The organism is Paenibacillus sp. J22P169 (assembly GCF_059691995.1).
In genome coordinates, this window is sequence record NZ_JCAUAO010000019.1 from 1 (window position 1) to 19,078 (window position 19,078).

The 19,078-nt window shown below is 45.8% G+C and carries 19 protein-coding genes and 1 pseudogene; 5 read left to right on the forward strand and 15 right to left on the reverse strand.

The genetic code is table 11. From position 1 onward, the window contains the following. Positions 1-421 precede the first annotated feature (421 nt). The 3 genes from AC58QG_RS35595 to AC58QG_RS35605 all read right to left on the reverse strand — a co-directional run bounded on the left by AC58QG_RS35595 (position 422) and on the right by AC58QG_RS35605 (position 1,925). Entirely contained in the window at positions 422-1,171 is a 750-nt protein-coding gene (locus tag AC58QG_RS35595) for a YwmB family TATA-box binding protein (protein ID WP_497366683.1), read from the reverse strand. A gap of 70 nt (positions 1,172-1,241) precedes the next feature. Next, positions 1,242-1,634: a VOC family protein gene (locus tag AC58QG_RS35600; RefSeq protein WP_497366684.1), complete on the reverse strand. Its 393-nt coding sequence runs from the start codon at positions 1,632-1,634 to the stop codon at positions 1,242-1,244. Positions 1,635-1,703: 69 nt separating this feature from the next. Next, positions 1,704-1,925 (reverse strand): hypothetical protein, encoded by a 222-nt coding sequence (locus AC58QG_RS35605; protein WP_497366685.1) that lies wholly within the window; start codon positions 1,923-1,925, stop codon positions 1,704-1,706. A 153-nt stretch (positions 1,926-2,078) separates the two neighbouring features. Between AC58QG_RS35605 and AC58QG_RS35610 the strand changes: the two genes are divergently transcribed. Further along, a complete protein-coding gene (locus AC58QG_RS35610; protein ID WP_497366686.1) occupies positions 2,079-2,357 on the forward strand; it encodes a hypothetical protein in 279 nt (92 codons plus the stop codon). Between the two features lie 91 nt (positions 2,358-2,448). Here AC58QG_RS35610 and AC58QG_RS35615 read toward each other — a convergent pair. Continuing rightward, positions 2,449-5,106: pseudogene (locus AC58QG_RS35615) on the reverse strand (ATP-binding protein); the annotation flags it as partial. A gap of 149 nt (positions 5,107-5,255) precedes the next feature. Between AC58QG_RS35615 and hisC the strand changes: the two are divergent. Both hisC and mscL read left to right on the forward strand, forming a co-directional pair. Then, positions 5,256-6,374: a histidinol-phosphate transaminase gene (hisC, locus tag AC58QG_RS35620; protein WP_497366687.1), complete on the forward strand. Its 1,119-nt coding sequence runs from the start codon at positions 5,256-5,258 to the stop codon at positions 6,372-6,374. Between the two features lie 181 nt (positions 6,375-6,555). Then, positions 6,556-7,020 (forward strand): large conductance mechanosensitive channel protein MscL, encoded by a 465-nt coding sequence (gene mscL / locus AC58QG_RS35625; protein WP_497366688.1) that lies wholly within the window; start codon positions 6,556-6,558, stop codon positions 7,018-7,020. Between the two features lie 28 nt (positions 7,021-7,048). Here the strand turns inward: mscL and AC58QG_RS35630 are convergent, their stop codons facing one another. The 9 genes from AC58QG_RS35630 to AC58QG_RS35670 form a co-directional block, all read right to left on the reverse strand. Next, positions 7,049-7,807, reverse strand: coding sequence for a (S)-benzoin forming benzil reductase (locus AC58QG_RS35630; protein WP_497366689.1), 759 nt, complete (start codon positions 7,805-7,807; stop codon positions 7,049-7,051). Positions 7,808-7,824: 17 nt separating this feature from the next. Next, the gene (locus AC58QG_RS35635; RefSeq protein ID WP_497366690.1) at positions 7,825-8,745 is read right to left on the reverse strand and encodes a stalk domain-containing protein; all 921 of its coding nucleotides are present in this window, start codon (positions 8,743-8,745) and stop codon (positions 7,825-7,827) included. Between the two features lie 22 nt (positions 8,746-8,767). Further along, a complete protein-coding gene (locus AC58QG_RS35640; RefSeq protein WP_497366691.1) occupies positions 8,768-9,214 on the reverse strand; it encodes a hypothetical protein in 447 nt (148 codons plus the stop codon). 59 nt (positions 9,215-9,273) lie between these two features. Then, a complete protein-coding gene (locus AC58QG_RS35645; RefSeq protein WP_497366692.1) occupies positions 9,274-9,729 on the reverse strand; it encodes an NUDIX hydrolase in 456 nt (151 codons plus the stop codon). A 170-nt stretch (positions 9,730-9,899) separates the two neighbouring features. After that, complete coding sequence (gene add, locus AC58QG_RS35650; protein ID WP_497366693.1) at positions 9,900-10,937, reverse strand: adenosine deaminase; 1,038 nt, start codon at positions 10,935-10,937, stop codon at positions 9,900-9,902. A 225-nt stretch (positions 10,938-11,162) separates the two neighbouring features. Continuing rightward, positions 11,163-12,191, reverse strand: coding sequence for a FecCD family ABC transporter permease (locus AC58QG_RS35655; RefSeq protein WP_497366731.1), 1,029 nt, complete (start codon positions 12,189-12,191; stop codon positions 11,163-11,165). Positions 12,192-12,202: 11 nt separating this feature from the next. Then, entirely contained in the window at positions 12,203-13,243 is a 1,041-nt protein-coding gene (locus AC58QG_RS35660; RefSeq protein ID WP_497366694.1) for a FecCD family ABC transporter permease, read from the reverse strand. A gap of 14 nt (positions 13,244-13,257) precedes the next feature. Further along, positions 13,258-14,268: an ABC transporter substrate-binding protein gene (locus AC58QG_RS35665; RefSeq protein ID WP_497366695.1), complete on the reverse strand. Its 1,011-nt coding sequence runs from the start codon at positions 14,266-14,268 to the stop codon at positions 13,258-13,260. 95 nt (positions 14,269-14,363) lie between these two features. After that, positions 14,364-15,056 carry a DNA alkylation repair protein gene (locus AC58QG_RS35670; RefSeq protein ID WP_497366696.1) on the reverse strand — a complete coding sequence of 231 codons (693 nt, stop codon included), beginning with the start codon at positions 15,054-15,056 and terminating at the stop codon, positions 14,364-14,366. Between the two features lie 118 nt (positions 15,057-15,174). Between AC58QG_RS35670 and AC58QG_RS35675 the strand changes: the two genes are divergently transcribed. Next, entirely contained in the window at positions 15,175-15,972 is a 798-nt protein-coding gene (locus tag AC58QG_RS35675; protein WP_497366697.1) for an HAD family hydrolase, read from the forward strand. A 79-nt stretch (positions 15,973-16,051) separates the two neighbouring features. Here the strand turns inward: AC58QG_RS35675 and AC58QG_RS35680 are convergent, their stop codons facing one another. Together AC58QG_RS35680 and AC58QG_RS35685 are read right to left on the reverse strand one after the other, a co-directional pair. Next, positions 16,052-16,951, reverse strand: coding sequence for an SDR family oxidoreductase (locus AC58QG_RS35680; protein WP_497366698.1), 900 nt, complete (start codon positions 16,949-16,951; stop codon positions 16,052-16,054). Positions 16,952-17,055: 104 nt separating this feature from the next. Then, positions 17,056-17,511: a GNAT family N-acetyltransferase gene (locus AC58QG_RS35685; RefSeq protein ID WP_497366699.1), complete on the reverse strand. Its 456-nt coding sequence runs from the start codon at positions 17,509-17,511 to the stop codon at positions 17,056-17,058. Between the two features lie 292 nt (positions 17,512-17,803). Between AC58QG_RS35685 and AC58QG_RS35690 the strand changes: the two genes are divergently transcribed. Next, a complete protein-coding gene (locus tag AC58QG_RS35690) occupies positions 17,804-18,655 on the forward strand; it encodes an SDR family oxidoreductase (protein ID WP_497366700.1) in 852 nt (283 codons plus the stop codon). The last annotated feature ends 423 nt before the right edge of the window (positions 18,656-19,078 follow it).

A 19,078-nucleotide genomic window follows, 5' to 3' on the forward strand; every position in this document is an offset into this window, starting at 1 on the left:
AAGATGACTTGCTCATTTGAAGCTAGCGAGATTTTGCAATCTCTTTTATAGTCGATTACTCGACTGTGCTTACTCACTCGTTGTTCAGTTTTCAAAGATCAATTTCTTTCGCTCACTGCCGTGTTACCGAAGCAGCGAGAAGTAATATACCACAGATCGTTTCTCAATTGCAAGCACTATTTTTCTTGTCTATTTAAGTCGGTGTCTGTCGGAAAGTCATCTTACCATACCTCATTGCCGGAAAGCAAGTCCACTTTCATTTCGTTCGTGGTTGTTTGCTTCAGAACAACGAGGACTAATGTACCATGCCTAGAAATCAATTACAACCCCTTTGGAAAAGTTCCATTATTGCCATTGTTTTGAATTGTTCCTACAAGTACACAACAAAAAAAAGGATGCATCCACTGCACCCTCTTTCAACTTAATATTCCATTGTGATAATCGGTGTTCCTACAGTCAAGCGCCAGAGGCCAGAAGTCGTATCTAGATGAAGCGCGATTTGGACATTCACCTTTTGACTGCCGCTAAGTATAGAAGCTTCGAATTCAGATGATGCCAGCGATATACTGAATGTTGTCGTATCTTCATAACTCTCAACGACATATCCTTTATAAGAACGAACTAGGTCCGTTAAGAATTCCTTGGGGCTATTGCTCAAAATGAGGTCATCAGCAGCAACACCTTGGATCATCACATTCCACTTGCCTTGAATACCCTGTTTTGTCAGCCGCGTGTTCATTTGCTCCTGCCATTTCAACAGTAGGTCTTGTTCGGCACTTCCTGAAGCATCCAATCGTATTACGGCATAACAAGCTGACTGGCCCACCGGACTGGCAACCGTTAATGTCATGACTGCGCCAGCGGCTACTTCTGATTTTACTGTATAGATACCCTGCTGTAAGGAAATTTGCTCATTATCCTTAGATTTGAAGCCCAGCTCTTGCGATAAGCTTTCGCCGGCTGCCATAACCTTGGTATCCACACCGCCACATGCACCAAAATAACCTGTATATTTGAAGGTGATTTTTTGATTAGTTTGAATAACCGGCTTTGCCACATTTAATAATAGCTGTGCATCTTGTTCGGCCTGTGCATCCACATGACGAATCCACCCGAAGAATAAGCCAAGTATGAGTACACCTATCATTATTTGTGTCCACCGCTTCGACATTAAAAAAGCACCTCTTCACTAGAATCTATGACTCTAGTAAAAGGATGCCCGTATCTAGCAAATGTTAAACCTATCCACGCGTAGATTGAAAGAATTCAATTCGCTCGCCATCTAATCCATTAAAGAAGAAATACCTGGAGCCGTTCGGGAGTGTTGTAATTTCCGTATCCAACTGCTCAACCTCAAGGCCTTGAATTCTTGCGAATTCGGCTTCTACATCATCTACGGTAAAAGCCAAGTGATGCACTTTACCTTCTTGAGGCAAATTCGAATTGTAGCCTTCAATTAATTCAACTTCTGTTTCATGTCCCACCCCAAAGCCAAGAAAGCCAAGCCGAATGACGCCATTCGTATGGAGCAACGTACCTTTGTGCTTAAGTCCGATCACATTTTCATAGAATGCAATAGATGCTTCTAAATTTGCTACCATGACACCTACATGTTCCAATTTCACAACTGCCATATGTATCTACCTCCTTGTTCTAACATCCTCCATTTTAGCTAAAAATAAAGGAAAGGGCTAGACCGCGGATCAGGTCATGAGTATTGTCTCCATCTCTCCATTTAACGAGAAGAGCGTTACCTCTGTATTCGTTGTATGAACTAATCCCAGGTTATCAAATACTTCCCTGACCTGAGCATTATTTAAATGCTTCGTTATCGTTTCAATCGCTCGATATGAATACTCTTGGTGCATGGATTCAAAGAAAATAAGAACTTCTTTTTCCCCGATTACAACTTTCGTGTGCAGCATTCGCAACACCCCCGATTCAGATATAACAATTGTATCTTTGGGAAGCTAGGAAAGTATGAAGACTTCTTTAGGATTATGTTAGGTTTGTAGACTTCGCCAAATTTGAGGTGTCCGTGTATAATGAATACGAAAGTAAAGGTGGGAGGGTCCAGAATGAGGTTGTTAAAGCTACTGCAAATCTATGAGGTGGATGGGATTACCCCTAAACATCGATCAGATCGATTCGATTTCGATGAGATTCAAGGGCAAACATTTCGCGAAGTGAACCCGACCGAAGTAGGATGTCCAATGACGTTATCAGGGGTTAGACAACATACACCATTCAAAACAACACGTGTGCAAGCGATTGATCAAGACGGCGTGGATTTCCGTGTATTAACGCGCAACACCATTTACCATTTTGAAGTTCATACAGAACGAAATGTCCTATGACGCAAAAGACCTTTGACGTCTTCCTTATTGGAAGGTAGTCAAAGGTCTTTCTGCTTTATTTGCTCAGCCAAACCTGCATAAGCGCGAGAAGCTGACTGACATGCAACGGCTTGCTAATATAGTCGGATGCTCCCGCTTGCAAGCAGATATCCCTGTCTTGCTTCATCGCTTTCGCGGTAAGCGCAATAATCGGAACATCCGCGTATCGACTATTTTTCCTAATGAGACGCATAGCTTCATAACCATCCATGACCGGCATCATGATATCCATGAGGATAAGCTCAATATGACAATCCTTTGCCAACAGGTCTAAGCACTCTTGTCCGTTCTGAGCAACACTCACGATAATGCCTTCTTGCTCAAAAGCATTGCATAGCGCAAATACGTTACGTACGTCGTCATCTACAACAAGCACTTTTCTATCCTTAAAAAGAATGCTATTGCCAACCTCCAGCTCAGGGGTTTTCTTACTTATTTCTCGCAGGAAATATTCATTAACTGTGTTAGTCGATGCCGCAGCTGCTTCCTTGTGCATCGTATTGCTTACTCCGATCAGATGAGGTAATGACGGCACATATAAGGTAAAGGCACTCCCTTTGCCTTCCTCACTATGCATATGGATGCAGCCTCCAAGGAGTCGAGCTAACTCGCGACTAATCGATAAGCCAAGTCCAGTCCCTCCATACTTCCGATTCGTGGTCCCATCGGCTTGCCGGAATGGTTCGAATATGACTTCTTGCTTGTCTTTCGGTATACCTATACCGGTATCCTTAACGGAAACTGCCATAACCTGCGTATGGGTAACTGAAGGCAATAGCTCCACAATTTGTTCAACCTTGCACATGCTAAATTCCACCTGTACAGAGCCGTGATGAGTGAATTTAAACGCGTTAGAAAGTAAGTTTTTGATAATTTGACTAAGCCTCTGTTCATCTGTATAGAAAATGGTCGGCACTTGAGCATCCATCTCGATTCGAAAAGCAAGCTTTCGCTGTTCAGCCACCTTCTCAAATTGACTTTGCAACAACTCGGGGAGCCAATCTGTATGCAACTCACCAATGTGAATATCCAATTTACCCGCTTCAACCTTGGACAAATCCAAAATATCATTGATGAGGAGCAATAAATCATTCCCTGAAGAATGAATAACACGGGCATATTCTTGCTCATCATGCGTTAGGGTTTGGTTATTATTCTCCAGAAGCATCTGGGAAAGGATCAATATGCTGTTCAGCGGCGTTCGCAGCTCATGAGACATGTTCGCCAAGAACTCCGATTTGTACCGTGAGCTCATCTCCAATTGAATGGCGTGTTCTTCAAAGGAAACTTTCATATGCTCCAGCTCCCGCGACCTTTCATCCGCATAGCGATTTCTTTCTTCTAATTGTTCGTTGGTTAAATGTAATTCTTCTTGTTGACTTTGAAGCTCCTCTGTCATAGCTTGGTACTCTTTTAGCAGACGCTCAACCTCAACACGCGTTTGCACACTATGTACGATCGTGCCTAACACTTCTAAAATATCATCCAATAGACTTAGTTGAAGCGACGTGAATTTATCAAAAGAAGCCAGCTCCATGATGGCAATGACTTCTTGATTATGAATAATCGGAACGATGAGTACACTTTGCGCGCCGGCTGACCCCAGTCCTGATGTTAAAGAGATATATGTTTCAGGAACATGGGTAAGATGTACAATTCGCTTCTCAATCACACATTGACCAAGTAAGCCTTCCCCAAGCAGAAAATAAGCTTTCCCCGCCTGCGCACTTTCCCCCATTGCCGCATAAGTCGCCAACCTCATCATGCAATCTTTAGATTCGTGTACACTTCTTATGTAAAAAACCCCGAAGGAAGCTCCAAACAATTCAGCCGCTTTGCGAATAAAGGAAGTGCCTAGCGTTTCTAAATTGGAAATGCCTTGCAGCATATGGACCACTTCCGTCAGCTTCCGCTGCTGCCACTCGATCTCTTCTTGGCTCTCCAATAAAACATTCGTTGCATCAGCCAAATCCTTTACTTCATCATTCATCGTGACATGAATGCGCTTTGAACGATCTCGCTTCATCGAGCTCAGCTTGATGATGCTCTTGGTAACCTGTTTAATGGTCCCAACAATCGATCTCGAAATAAGTAGTGCTGCAAGCAATGAAAAGATGAGCACCACACCCAGCATGACAAATAAGGAGTTGGTCAGCATTTCATTTTGAGCATCTAGATGGGCCGCTCTCTCCTTCACATAGCCCATTTCAAGACTGCGAAATCGACTCAATTGCGAGCGAATATCTAGAATATTTTGGTGAGTGATAAAAAAGGAGAAATTAAAATAACTCTCATTCTCGAGACCATTCCTCATCGTTGGCATCGTGCCGCCTGTTTGTACAAGCCAACTTTCGATAGATTGCTTAAGAGTAACCAAATTTTTCTCCTGCACAGGATTATCATTCGTTAATTCTTTCAGATGATTAAAGGAATCTCTCCACTTGGTCTGTCCAGTCGTATAGGGCTCTAAATATTTGACTTCCCCCGTGAGTAAGTAGCCTCTTTGCCCGTTTTCCATATCCATGACATATTTCTCAAGAAGATTCGACTCCCTATTCACGGCGAAGTCGTGCTCAATTACATAATTGCGATCTCTCTGCATAGCGGCTAACTGCTGATTAACAAGTAAAAATGAAAGGGTTAAGCAGAAAATGATGAATGCATATCCAATCATAATTTTGGCACGAATACCGAATCTCATTTTCTTCATCCAACTGCCGTCCCCTCTATTATGTAAACGCTTATCATTTGTATCATATACCAAACTATCATACACAGGGTACGCAAACTTTTCACTTTACTACTTTACCAAGTTAATGTAGTATTTAAATAAAGTGTTTTTGATAAGGAGTGTTGTATATGGAAGGTCCAGGTGTTGAAAATATCAATCCACGCAGCATTTTATCACGCATGAAGCCCTACACACCCGGCAAACCCATCTGGGAGGTTCAACGCGAATTCGGGCTCACAGCGGTTACCAAATTGGCATCCAATGAAAATCCATTAGGCCCTTCCCCGCTTGCTCTGGAGGCGATTCAAGCTTATATATCAGAAATTCATCGCTACCCAGATGCAGAGACAGTCAATCTTAGAGAAGCTATTGCAAAGAAACGCGGATTCTCGCCTGATCAAATCCTTGTTACCAATGGAGGCGACGAGCTGATTACACTCCTCTCCGAAACTTACTTAGAACCTGGTGATGAGGTCATTGTGCCTTCTCCGACGTTCAGCGAGTACGAATTCGGAGCCAATTTACTTGGAGCCCATATTGTTAACGTGCCGCTAGGGGAGAACTACCGCTACGAAGTAGAAGCTATTCTCGATGCAGTAACGGAACGCACCAAAATGCTCTATATTTGCTCACCAAACAATCCGACGGGCACTTATATGACCAAAACGGACTTACACCGACTTGTGAAGAGTCTCCCCTCGCACGTGCTCGTAATCTTCGATGGTGCGTATAGCCATTTCGTTACCGCTGATGATTATTGTGATGGTCTTGCGCTAGTCCGAGAAGGCTATCCCGTTGTCGTCCTGCAAACCTTTTCTAAAATCTACGGTTTGGCAGGCATTCGCGTAGGTTATGGCATTGCAGATGCTGGTATCCTGCAACGGATTCGCCAGGTTAAAGAGCCTTTTAATGTAAATACACTCGCTCAGGTTGGCGCCGCTGCTGCTATCCAGGATGATCAGCATCTTGAGGCAACACGTGCTAATAATGCCAAGGTGCGGGAAGAGCTTTACACCGAATTGCGTACCCTTGCACTTCCCTTCACGCCAAGTATGAGTAATTTCGTACTCGTCGATCTAGGGGCACAAGCTAAACTCATCTATGATAATTTGATGCGTCGTGGGGTGATTGTTCGTTACGGCGGAGGTTGGAATCTACCGAACCATGTAAGGATTTCAATTGGAACTTCCGAAGAGAATGCGGTGCTTGTTCAAGCTTTGAAGGAGATTATTGCTGTGAGGGCGTAGATAAGGCAGAGCTAAAACACAGATAAAGCATAGATAAGGCACAGTAAAAATATAGATAAGGCACAAATGAACCCCACTCTGCTTTAAATAAAATCATCCCTTTAAGCGGTGAGATCGCATTTGTTTGGGCTCTATCAACTATGGTACAATGCTATCAATCATAGTCTCATGGGGGTACATCATGCTAAAAGAATTCAAAGATTTTGCTTTCAAAGGGAACATGCTCGACCTTGCTGTCGGGGTTATTATCGGAGGCGCTTTTGGTAAAGTCATTACTTCCATTGTGAATGATTTGGTCATGCCGCTCGTTGGTTTGCTCATTGGAAAAGTGAATTTCAATAATTTGTATGTTGCCTTGGATGGGAAACATTACGCAACATTTGATGAAGCTTCCAAGGCCACCGCTGTCTTTAGGTATGGCCAATTCCTATCAACCTTCTTGGATTTCTTGATCGTGGCATTCGTTATCTTCATGGTTGTTCGTCAAATCGGCAAATTCCGTAAGAAGGAAGCACCGAAGGAAAAGGCGGTAACAACCAAAGATTGTCCTCATTGCTTATCTGAAATACCTGCACAGGCTTCACGCTGCAAGTTCTGTACCTCTGAGCTTTCAGCTGGAGGCAAGGTTAGCGGCAGCATTCAATAGATCGCTGATAGAAAGAGCCCGTGTCGGATTACGACACGGGCTCTTTCGTACGCAAGTCGGCGACCTCGCCTTGTTCGAACGCATTCGCTTGCAGCAGGCGAAGCAGCTGCTTCGCGGTATCTTCGGGTGAGCGCAGCTCGCCCTGCTCTTTGAGCTGGACGAACCGGCTCACCTGCGGGAAGTCCTCTTCGGATGCAGCGCGAATCTCCCGCTGCATATCCGTGTCTACCACACCCGGTGCCACCGAACAGATCAGCACAGGGTGTGGCTCACGCGCTTGCTCGGCGCCGACGCAGCGCGTGAGCATGTCCAGCCCGGCTTTGGCGGTGCAATACGCACCCCAGCCGGGGTAGGGCTTGCGCCCCGCGCCCGAGGAGATGCCGACGACCCGCTTCAGTATCGGCCACGCTTGCGTGAGCCGAATGAAGCTGTTCGTCAGCACCGCGGGTGCGACGAGATTGACCTGCAGGCTGCGCTGCAGGTCGTCAGGGGCTGCTCGGCCGATCGACGTCATCGGCTCGAGCATGCCCGCGTTGTTGATGAGCGTGACCGAGGCCACGCCATCGGGCTTCGAGAGGATTCGCTCTAGGAGCGAATCTAGACCTTCCGTTTGCGCCAAGTCGTAAGCGTGGAAGGTCAGCTGACCTTCCACGCGCAGCGCCTCTTGGCGCAAGGTCTCGTTCTCGCTGCGGGAAATATAATGGACCGCAGCACCTTGCTCTAGCAGCTGCCGGATGATGGCAGCGCCCAGGCCTTTGGAACCGCCAGTAATGATGTAAGTATCCATGTGTATCTCCCCCTTCACTACGAACCCAATGCAACCTTAACTGACTTATACGTAGTGAAATCCCCTTTGCCCACAAACACCGCAAAAGGCATAATACCCCGAGGTTTCTCCACTCCAAGCTTCGTGGTTGCTGTACCCAAAACACCGCCCTTTTCATCATAAAAAGTAACAACGATCGGCGTATTTGCAGGCACTTCCTTTTCCACCACACTATCTAAAAAGCCTCTGACAATTGTGTATTCCCCACTTCGCAGCACATCAACGAGACCAAAGGCGACCTTATTGGTTGCATCCTGTATGAATGTTGGCGCCGTATACCCCGGCATACGTGCAGGTGATGGCGTGTTGCTTTCTAAGGTAACCATTTTATAACCAGAAATATCTGTTTGACTCGTTGTTTGGAACGAGATGATTTGCTCCGTGAGTGTCGGTATCTGGTTAATCACATAGGGCACTTTCTCCATCAACTCTCCCTTATCGTTCCAGAAAGCAAGGTTACCTGCTGCATCTGTTTTGGTCAAGTCGAGACTTGGATTTATGGACTGATAGGCCGTAATAAACTTGTAGTCCCATGCATCATGTCCAATAAAGAGTTGCCCCTTAATGACCGAGTGGGTGCCCTCTTTCTCAACAGATACGTGCCCCGCACTCATTCCAGGATTATTAATATCCATAATATGAAAACCGTCATCAACGACAATGGTTTGTGTTGCCTCTTCGTAGACCACTTTATTTCCCGTGTTTTCTGCTATAAAACGTACAGGAACATACACATGTCCCTCATAGTTTAATGTTTGGTAACCTTCCGCGCTTCTCACTTCACCATTGATGACAAACTTCGCTGGAAAAAGATATGTCTGCACCATATCCGACGCATACACGCCAGTGGCCGCAGTCAATCCAATCCCGCATGCTAAGCCCAAAATAAACTTTTTCATTTCAACACTCCTATTCATGATGCTAGCTCACAGACTTCCATTCCGCTAAAATCTCATTGAACTGACTTCCCAATTTCCGCTTATTGATGGTGATTCTTAATACGTCTACTTTCCCTTTAACAAAGAGCTCGAATTGATTGACTCTTCCATCGACCATATAGTAATGCAGGATATCCTCTTTCGGGATAAATTCGTCATGCACCTTAATCCCCTTATCCCCGATATAAACACGATCAAGCATGGCTACAAGTAAAATAAGAACGAATAGCAAGGCATACTTGCCATTACTCTCCAGCGTGATAACAAAAGGAAAGAAAAAAAGATTCAGCAGCGTCATAAATATTTTCTTGTAGTCACTAAATCCAACGAGCGTAACGGTTCCAATCCGCTTCTTAGCTTTATTAGATCTGTAACACTTCAATAACATATATATGACATACACAAGCACAATCATATACGGGACCATCACGTTGTTCGCCTCCTCCTACTAGTACCTTTCCTCCCCTGTAATTATCCTGTTAAAAAAGCTTAGCGATTTAATACTCTTGTCACATAAGCCGCTACACAATCCCTATATACTTCACCCATCGCTTCAGGCAACTGGTGTATATCAAAATATTGCAAATCCCTGGTTTCGGAAGCTTCTATAACTAACTCACCTGTTGCTTCACTTGCCATATAGGCAGCAGTTACAGCGTAAAACTCATCTCCGTTCGAAAGGGTGTAATGATACTTAGGGCCAGAGAACACATCGACTAATGCCAAATCTCCTAGCGCAAGACCTGTTTCTTCAAAAAATTCGCGCCTAGCTGTATCTTCGAGAGACTCATCCAAATCCATGAGTCCTCCTGGCAGCCCCCAGATCTCATTCGGTCTTTGCTGTAAGAGAACCTGTCCAAGCTCATTTACTAAAATCACAACTGCGCCAGGTAAAATGATCGGCTTGTGTCCAACGAACTGCCTAAGCTGCTTATAATACTCCATATAATAGCCATGCCTCCGACCGAAAGAAATTGAAAATATCTCTAATTTTAACATATTTCTGGCATTCTTATGAAGAAAATAAACGGCTATGCGGTCATGTCAAACTTATACGCTTATATTTGAACAAAAAAAGAACCCGCTGCGCATCGCAACAGGTCCTATCTTCAAATTCAATTATACACACCCAATCTGCTAAGCTCAGCTTCCATCTCTTGTCTAAATATCACCTTATCCTGTTCCTCCATAAAAGCGGCTTCCACACCATTCATGATCAGCTTCACTAGCTCTGGTGTTGTAAAGGCGAATCGATCGGCGATCGCCCGATACTCCTTCGTAATATTAGTACCTGACACGCTAGGATTATCTGTATTAATCGTTACAATCAGTCCTTGATCTAAATATTCCCGGATCGGATACGCCTCCCACGAAGCCACAGCCTTCGTTTGGATATTAGAGATTGGACACATTTCCAGTGGGATACGGCGATCTTTGATCATTCCCAATATATCCGCATTCTCCCGAAGTCTTACACCGTGCCCGATTCGCGTAGCTCCCAGATTTGTAACCGCCTCGTAGACGTTTACCGCACCTGCGGCTTCACCAGCATGAATGGTAACAGGAATACCTAGTTTATGTGATCTAGCGAACACTTCACGGAAAAATTCCGGTGGATAATTCGCCTCATCCCCAGCTAAATCAACGGCAACGACACCTTTTCCTACAAACTTAGCCGCTGCTTCAATGACTTCCAAATTATCTGCACAAGCGTGATTTCGCATACAAATGGCAATAACACCGAATCTCGTTCCAAAATCGCGTTGCGCACGCTTCAATCCTTGAGTGACGTAGTGGAACGTATCCTCCAGTGTTAACCCCCTATTGCGGTGCAATTGTGGCGCAAAACGGACCTCCACATACCGACAATTGTGCTCAACGGATTGTTCAACGACTTCATAGGCTACACGTTCTAAAGCTGCTCCTGTTTGTAGGAAGCGTGTTGTAAAATCGAATTTACCTAAGTATTCAATCAGACTGCCGCAATTGTCAGTCACTCGCATATGTGGGATCAGCCCATCTGTATCGTAAACAGGAAGTGATATGCCTTGTTGGAGAGCGAGCTCCAAAATCGTCTCGGGCTTCACACTGCCATCCAAGTGTAAATGAAGATCCACCTTTGGTAATCTAGCTAACAAATCATTTGTTCGCATGTGAGCCATCTCCCATCTCTCCCTTTGCCTCTCCATGGCGCCAGCGCGCTCGAGAAGAATTTTAATTACTTTAAACCAATGTAAGTATTATGTCAATATATATGACAATTATTTTATTTTATTAGTATATGCGTTACATTATCTAACATTTACAAATAAACAGCCACAAATAAAAAAATCCACAACAGGCTATGGAGCCCATTGTGGATGTCTATGTACGGCCTCTTACGAAGCCCTCGTTCGAACTAATAAATACAGAAAATATGGCGCCCCGATAACTGCGGCCACGATGCCTGTTGGAACCTCCGTTGGCTGAAACATCCCCCGTGCTATCGTATCCGCAACGATAAGAAGTAAGCCGCCGGTAAGTGCTGAGGCTGGAATCAAATATTGATGCTTGGGTCCAACTAACCTTCTAGCTAGATGGGGACCTATCAATCCTACGAAACCAATCCCGCCGCCGACAGCGACACAAGCGCCAGCAAGCGCAACAGCTGCAGCCAGCAAACCAAGCCGTTCCCGTTCCATCCTTATCCCCAAACCGATGGACGTCATCTCCCCTAGATTCAACACATTCAGCACATTCGCTTTGAACATGACGTAAGGAATGAGGACAACAATCCACGGTAATAAAGCGAGAACGAACTTCCAATTCGTTCCCCAAATACTGCCTGCTAACCAGATCTGTACGAACTGAAAATCAGTCGGATCTAAGCGAATGCTTAATACCATCATCAGTGAAGCAATGCCCGCAGATACCGCGATCCCCACAAGGAGAAGACGAGATGACGAGATGCCTTTGCCTTTGATATACGAAAGGGTATATATCAGCAGAGCGGCCAAGCCAGCACCCAACATAGCAATCATGGGCATGAAGAACAATGGACCCGCAGCATTATTAGGATAAAAAGATACGACCAGAATGATCGCAAGTCCCGCTCCCGCATTAATGCCCAGAATGCCTGGGTCAGCCAGCATATTTCGCGAAATTCCCTGCAAGATGGCTCCGGAAACCGCTAACCCCGCTCCAACCAAAATCGAAATCACGATACGCGGAAGCCGAAAATCAAAGAGGATAATCCCCTGCTTCGCTGTCCCGCCTCCAAAGAACGTTCGCACTACCTCAAGCGGAGTCAACCGAATCACGCCTGTATTCATACTAATAATAAAAACGATAACAATGAGTACCGTTAAAATCGACATAACCGTAATTGCTTTAGACAATCTCGGTTTCTTTATGCTTCCATGCTGCATGGTTGTCATACCTAGTCCCTCCCCTTTCTACGCGCAAGATAGAGGAAGAAAGGTACACCAATCAGCGCGATGATAGCACCTATTGGCGTCTCAAAAGGAGGGTTAACCATACGGGCGCCGATATCAGCCGCCACAACCAACAACCCGCCTAATACGGCTGAGGTTGGGATAATCCAACGATAATCAACGCCAACTAGATAGCGAACAACGTGCGGAATAATAAGACCAATGAATCCAATCGCTCCTACCGTTGCCACAGACGCACCCGCCAGGACCAGAACTAGCACGAAGGCCGCTAGCTTAACAAGCCCTATCCGTAATCCGAGGCCTGTTGCAACATCTTCCCCCATGCTTAACAGCGTAATCCAAGGTGAGATGAAAAAAGCGCATAGTAAAGCACCGAGAATCCATGGTGCCATAATATCAACTTGTAACCACTTCGTACCCGCAATCCCTCCTGCAAACCAAAAAGCGAGATCCTGACCAATATGATAGGAAATCGCAATCCCTTCGCTAAGCGCCAGCAGCAAAGCACTGACAGCTGACCCCGCTAAGACGATTCGAACAGGCGTAACGCCTCCCCTAGCCATCGCGCTAACCCCATATACGAGCCCCGTTCCTATCGCAGCACCGAGAAAAGAAAATAGAATGACATAATGAAACGGCAGCTGCGGTAAAAAGGCAAAACACAGGGCAAGCATAAAGCCTGCACCTGCGTTGATACCGAGAATACCCGGGTCGGATAACGGATTGCGTGTTACACCTTGCATAATCGCTCCTGCTACAGCAAATGCAGACCCAACCAACGCTCCCGCGATTGCTCGCGGAAGTCTTAGTTGTTGAATGATTAAATGCTCTGTCGAATCAGCATTAAAATGAAAGATGGCTTGCCATACCTCACCGAAGGAGATATCAGCTGCCCCTACCGAAATAGAGGCAACCAAGCTAATCAGCAACAAGGCCAAACCGCCTAAAATAATGACTAACGCAGCTAGCGGACGCGATTTCAATGAGGGATTGGCTAAGGGAACTTGGCTTTTTGACCCCGTCATACCATAGCCCCCAATTACTTAATGACTTTAACGATATCGTCCATCACGCGCTCGCCAGCGATTACACCGTTGTACAACCAGCTGCTCTTCGTATCCATTTCAAATACTTTCCCTGCTTTAACAGCCGGAACGTTCTTCCATAGCGGATCTTCCAGGTTCCCAGCTTGACCTTTATCGCTGTTAACCAAGAAAATGTAGTCTGCATCCAATTGTGCAAGCTTCTCTAGGGAAATTGGTGTCCAGTTCGCTTTCGCATCTGGCAAGACAGCTAGAATATTAGGCATTTTCAAACCAAGATCGCCGTAAGCAACTGCGCCGCTGGCTACTTTACCGTTAACAACAAAGAATGATTTGTTTGTTAGCCAAAGGATCGCAACCTTTTTATCGCCAACAGTTGCTGCAAGTTTCGCTTTTGTATCTGTTACTTTTTGATCATATTTTTTCAAAGCGGCATTCGCTGCATCTGACTTGTTAAGAATTTCGCCCATTTTCAAAAGCGTCTTACGGAAGTCAGCTGTTACCTCGCTGCCTAATACGAATGTCGGTACGACTTTGGAGTACTGCTCGTAAAGACCTTTTTCAACAGCAGACTCACTGCCTACGATCATCAAGTCTGGAGTAGCTTTCAAGACAGATTCAACTGGAAGATCATAACCAATCGTTGGCACGCCAGCAAGTTGTGTTTGTAGGTAGTCTTGAACAGTTGAACCTTTCACGGACCATTGAACAACTGGTTTAACGCCAAGTGCAAGAAGCGGATCCTCCAAGTAGGAAGCGATAACGGCTTTCGGGCTTGCAGGAACTTTAACATCATGTCCCATGCTATCTTTAACAACTTTATCAACAGCTGGAGCCGGTGTTGCTGTAGCCGCTGCCGTAGCTGCTGGGGCAGTTGAAGTTGCTGGTGTTGTTGTGCTTGCTGCATCTTTATCACTTCCGCAAGCTGTTACGAGTAGTGCTGCCATACACACTGAAAGGACAGTGAACGAGACTTTAGTTGTTTTTTGTTTGTTAAAATGAAACATGGTGGACCCTCCTGAATATCTATGTATGATATTGATTCTCAGTACATAATAATGAAAATGATTATCAATGTCAAACGTTTTCAGGAAACTTTCAGCTACGTTCCAGCATTTGGTTGTTTTTGAATTACCTTCAATGCTTCCCGTACACTTAGAGGTGATAATTCATGGCTAGCAACAAAGGATTGTACCGCTGTCGCATCTGTCTTGGAATACTCGCGCAGCGCCCATCCAATCGCTTTGCGGATGAAGAACTCCTTCGAGTGAGCCATCGTCGTGATGCAATGAAACAGCAAGGGGACGTCGGTTTTCTTTTTATACTTCAACTGAAATAAGATCGCGGTACGCTGCAGCCACATGTTATCCGAAGCCAACCACTTCTCCACATAAGCGGGAATTAGCTCGGGAAATCGTTGCAGATGAAAACCGATCAAATGATCAGCAATCGTGTCTACGGTGTCCCACCAGGATTGCGTTACGACGAAATGCTCCAACACCTCAATATGCTCAGCATCTACTGTTTTCCTCACTTGCAACAGCATCATAATAGCCGTGTAGGCAAACTCGCGCTCGGGCAATTCCCATAGCTCCTGGGCGACACGAACTGCCTCCTCCCCTTTCGGAAAGCCATGCTCCTTCGTGAATTGCTTGGTCAGTGCAACACGTTCCGGATTACGGATACCAAGGAAAGGAAAATGATTCTTCATATAAGCTTCCATGCTAGGTGCATTCTCCGCGTTCGCATGGGCTCTAAGCCATTTCTCCAAGTCATTCGTGTAAGCTGATGTCATCGTGAAAATGCCTCCTTTTAGCTATCTTCTATGCGCTTTATTGTAGCAATTCTCTAGCAATTCGGGTATGCTATTAGCAGAATTTTAATAGAGATGACGAATAGGATCGGTGAGAAACATGACGTATAAATTAGTTGCTGCTGACTTAGATGATACGCTGCTGCGTGATGATTTGACGATTTCACAAGAGACGGTTGATGCTATGCATAAAGCCGTTGCCAAAGGAGTTATGGTCACCATCGCCACGGGAAGAAGCTTCCCTTCCGCTGCTAAGATTGCCAATCGTATCGGACTCAACGTGCCCATTATTACTTACCAAGGGGCGTTGATCAAAACTTTGCTAGACGAAAAAGTGCTCTATGAGCGCACGGTCCCTGTAGAGAGCGCCCGCTTCCTGCTCGATTACTGTGAGAAAAACAACTATCATCTTCAGCTTTACCATGGGGACGAGCTTTATGCAGCTGAAGATAACGATAAGATTAAAAACTACGTAAGCTTGTCCAAGACGCCTTATATCATTGGGGATCTTCGTCAGTGGATCCATATACCGCAGCCTAAGATGCTGATTGTTGATAAGCCTGAGGTTTGTGACCAAATCCGTGAGGAGCTGCTCCCTCTACTGGGAGACCAATTGCACATTACGAAGTCCAAGCCCCACTATCTGGAGTTCATGCATAAGGAAGGTACGAAGGGGCATGCGATCACGTTCCTGGCTGAGCACATCGGTTGTACATTAGATGAAGTAATTGCACTCGGCGATGCATGGAATGACCGTGAAATGCTTGAAGTCGCAGGCCTTGGTGTGGCGATGGAGAATGCGCTGCCCGAGCTTAAAGCGTTGGCGAACTTCGTGACGAAGAGCAATAACGAGGATGGCGTGAGGCATGTGCTGGAGACGTTTGTTTTGGCGGAGTAAGTGAAGGGAATGCGATGAGGGGAGGTCGAATAAGACCTCCTCTTTTTCATTTTGGCGGAAAAGAATTGATTTACAAACCTCAGGTAACGATCGAGCCTCCATTGACGAAAAAAATTTGACCAGATATGTAGGAAGCATCATCAGAAGCCAACAGTACATAAGCTGGAGCCAATTCAAATGGCTGCCCTGGGCGTTTCAAGGGCACCTCGGTTCCGAATGTCGTTACTTCTTCAGCTGTAAATGCGGAGGGGATTAATGGCGTCCAAGTCGGTCCCGGCGCTACAGCGTTAACTCGAATGCCTTGATCGGCCAGCGAGAGGGATAAAGAACGTGTAAACGAAACGATAGCTCCTTTGGTAGCCGTATAATCAATCATGAAGCCCATTCCAGAAAAGGCGGTATCTGAAGTCGTATTAATGATGGCGCTTCCTGCACGAAGATGAGGCAATGCTGCTTTGGTCATATCAAAAAAAGAAATAATATTCGTTTGAAACGTATTCATTAGCTGCTCTCTGGTAATATCCATAATACTTTTTTGATGAAACTGTACGCCATGATTGTTAACTAAAATATCTAATTTCCCATAGGTTTGAATCGTTGTGTTCACAACAGCATGACAATTTGCCTCCTCCCTTAGATCCGTGGGAATTAGCAAACACTGCCGACCTAGATTGGTAATGATTTGCTTCGTCTCCGTCGCATCCTGGTGTTCGTCGAGATAAGCGATGGCTAGATCTGCCCCCTCTTTGGCAAAAGCTATCGCAACAGCCCGTCCGATCCCACTGTCTCCGCCGGTCACAATCGCCACCTTATTTTTCAACTTACCACTGCCTACATAGGTAGGATTCTCGAATAATGGGCGCGGGTTCATGACGTATTCAAAACCTGGCTGTCGATCTTGATGCTGTGGCGGAAAGACGATAGGAACGTTGGTACATTGTTGCTTCCAGCCGATATATGGATAAATAAAATAAGTCATCCCTTCACTCCTCCTTTCGGATTCCGTTTCTTATCACACTTTATTCCAAGGGAATGAAAAAAGACCACCAGCAACGCGCTGAAGGTCTCCGTTTAAAAATGATCTCATAATGCCAATGTCATGAAGGAACTATTCGGGTCTAGGGTGTAATCCCCGAACGGCTCACAGTAGGTAAACCCAAAATTTTCATATAACTTTCTTGCAGGTTTGAAAGCTTCATCTGAGCCCGTTTCCAAGCTTATTCGCGTATAGCCGCGTCGCTTCGCTTCATTAATAATGTGTTCAAGAATTCGCTTAGCGACTCCTTTTCTGTGATGCGCAGAGGAAGTTCGCATTGATTTTAACTCGCCATGTTGACTATCCAGCTCTTTGAGTGCTCCACAACCAACTAATTCTCCTTGTTCCCAACCACTCCAAAATGTCACATCTGGTTTTTTCAACCCATCCAAATTTAGGGCATGTGTACTTTCCGGTGGTGATAATGATTGCATATGTAGAAGATGCTCCATAATGAGCGCTACTACTTCAGGACCCGATAAATCATCCACTTTAATCTCCACGCTGGCCACTCCTCTGTCTCTAATTTTTATTCACTAGAATACAACATTACAACGGTCAATTTCAACTGTTATTGGGATTCCGCACAACATGAAGTCCATTGATTGTGCAGCATCCCAATGCTTCTATTAGTACTAGACAGTAGGGTTATTTGTATGCGACCATGAGTTATCAGCTTTAATGTAAGCGCTGTCTATATTTAAAGATATAGACTATTATCTACAATCATTAATGGTATAAACCCTTCATGAGCTTAATATCCATATCCATGAGGTAAAAAGGAGCGTGAGTCCTATGTTCGATGGAGCATTACTCCAGGATAAAGTTGTACTGATTACTGGCGGCGGCACGGGTCTTGGCCGCGCGATGGGTGAGAAATTCTTGTCGCTCGGAGCTAAGCTGGCTATCACGAGTAGACGTGAAGAAGTGCTCGCGAAAACCGCGGCAGAAATGAGCGTTGGCGGCGGGGATGTGTTCTACCATCCCTGTGATGTGCGTGATCCGCAGCAGGTTGCTGCCATGATCACTGCGGTGGAGCAGCACTTCGGCCGCATCGACGTGCTGATTAACAATGCGGCGGGCAACTTTGCCAGCCCGACCGAGAATTTGTCACCGCGAGCGGTCGATGCGGTGCTGAACATTGTGCTCCACGGGACGTTCTACACCACGTTGGAGCTGGGTAAAAGGTGGATCGAGCAAGGTGTAGGCGGTACGATGCTGAACATCGTCACCTCCTACGCCTCCACCGGATCCGCCTTTGTTGTGCCCTCCGCCGCCGCGAAGGCCGGCGTGCTTGCCCTTACTCGCTCACTCGCCGTCGAGTGGGCGCGGTACGGGATCCGGCAAGTCGCCATCGCGCCGGGGCTGTTCCCGACCGACGGCGCGTGGAGCCGACTGGCTCCCACGCCCGAGCTGTCGCAGAAGCTCTTGAACCGCGTTCCGCTGGGGCGCGTTGGGGAAAAAGATGAGCTGGCGAACCTCGCCGCTTATCTGATTTCGGACTTCGCCGCCTATATTAACGGCGAAGTGATCACGATTGACGGCGGCGAGTGGCTGCAAGGCGCCGGGCAGTTCAACGACCTGCTCGAGGTGACCGATGAGCAGTGGGTTTCGCTTGCGGAGATGACTCGCAAGGGGAAATCGTAGCTCTAAAGCAGTTAGCAGCTTGCTACTCCGGCACGTGAGTTAGTCGATTTCTCCGACTAACTCGGGTCACATCGATCCCCTGCGGAAGTACTCGTTTGGCGAATTAACTGGAAAAACTACATCTAATTTCATGCGATTTGGCTGAAAAAGTGAAATAAATGGAAAAAGTACATCTAATTTATTCGATTATTGGAATTTCATCGAAAACGGTAAAAATAACTGGAGAAATTCCAGTTATTTTGCTTTTTCGATGAAATTGGGGAGAAATAGCTGGATATTTTCCAGTTATTTCGTGGCTAGCGACTGTCCCTTATTCTTGTTGTTTTTGCTACTTTACTTGCTACTCTTCTATTCTCCTTCTACCTTCTACTCTAACCGCACTCTCGCTCTTCTGCTCCACTTGTGTTCCATGTTCTTATTTGC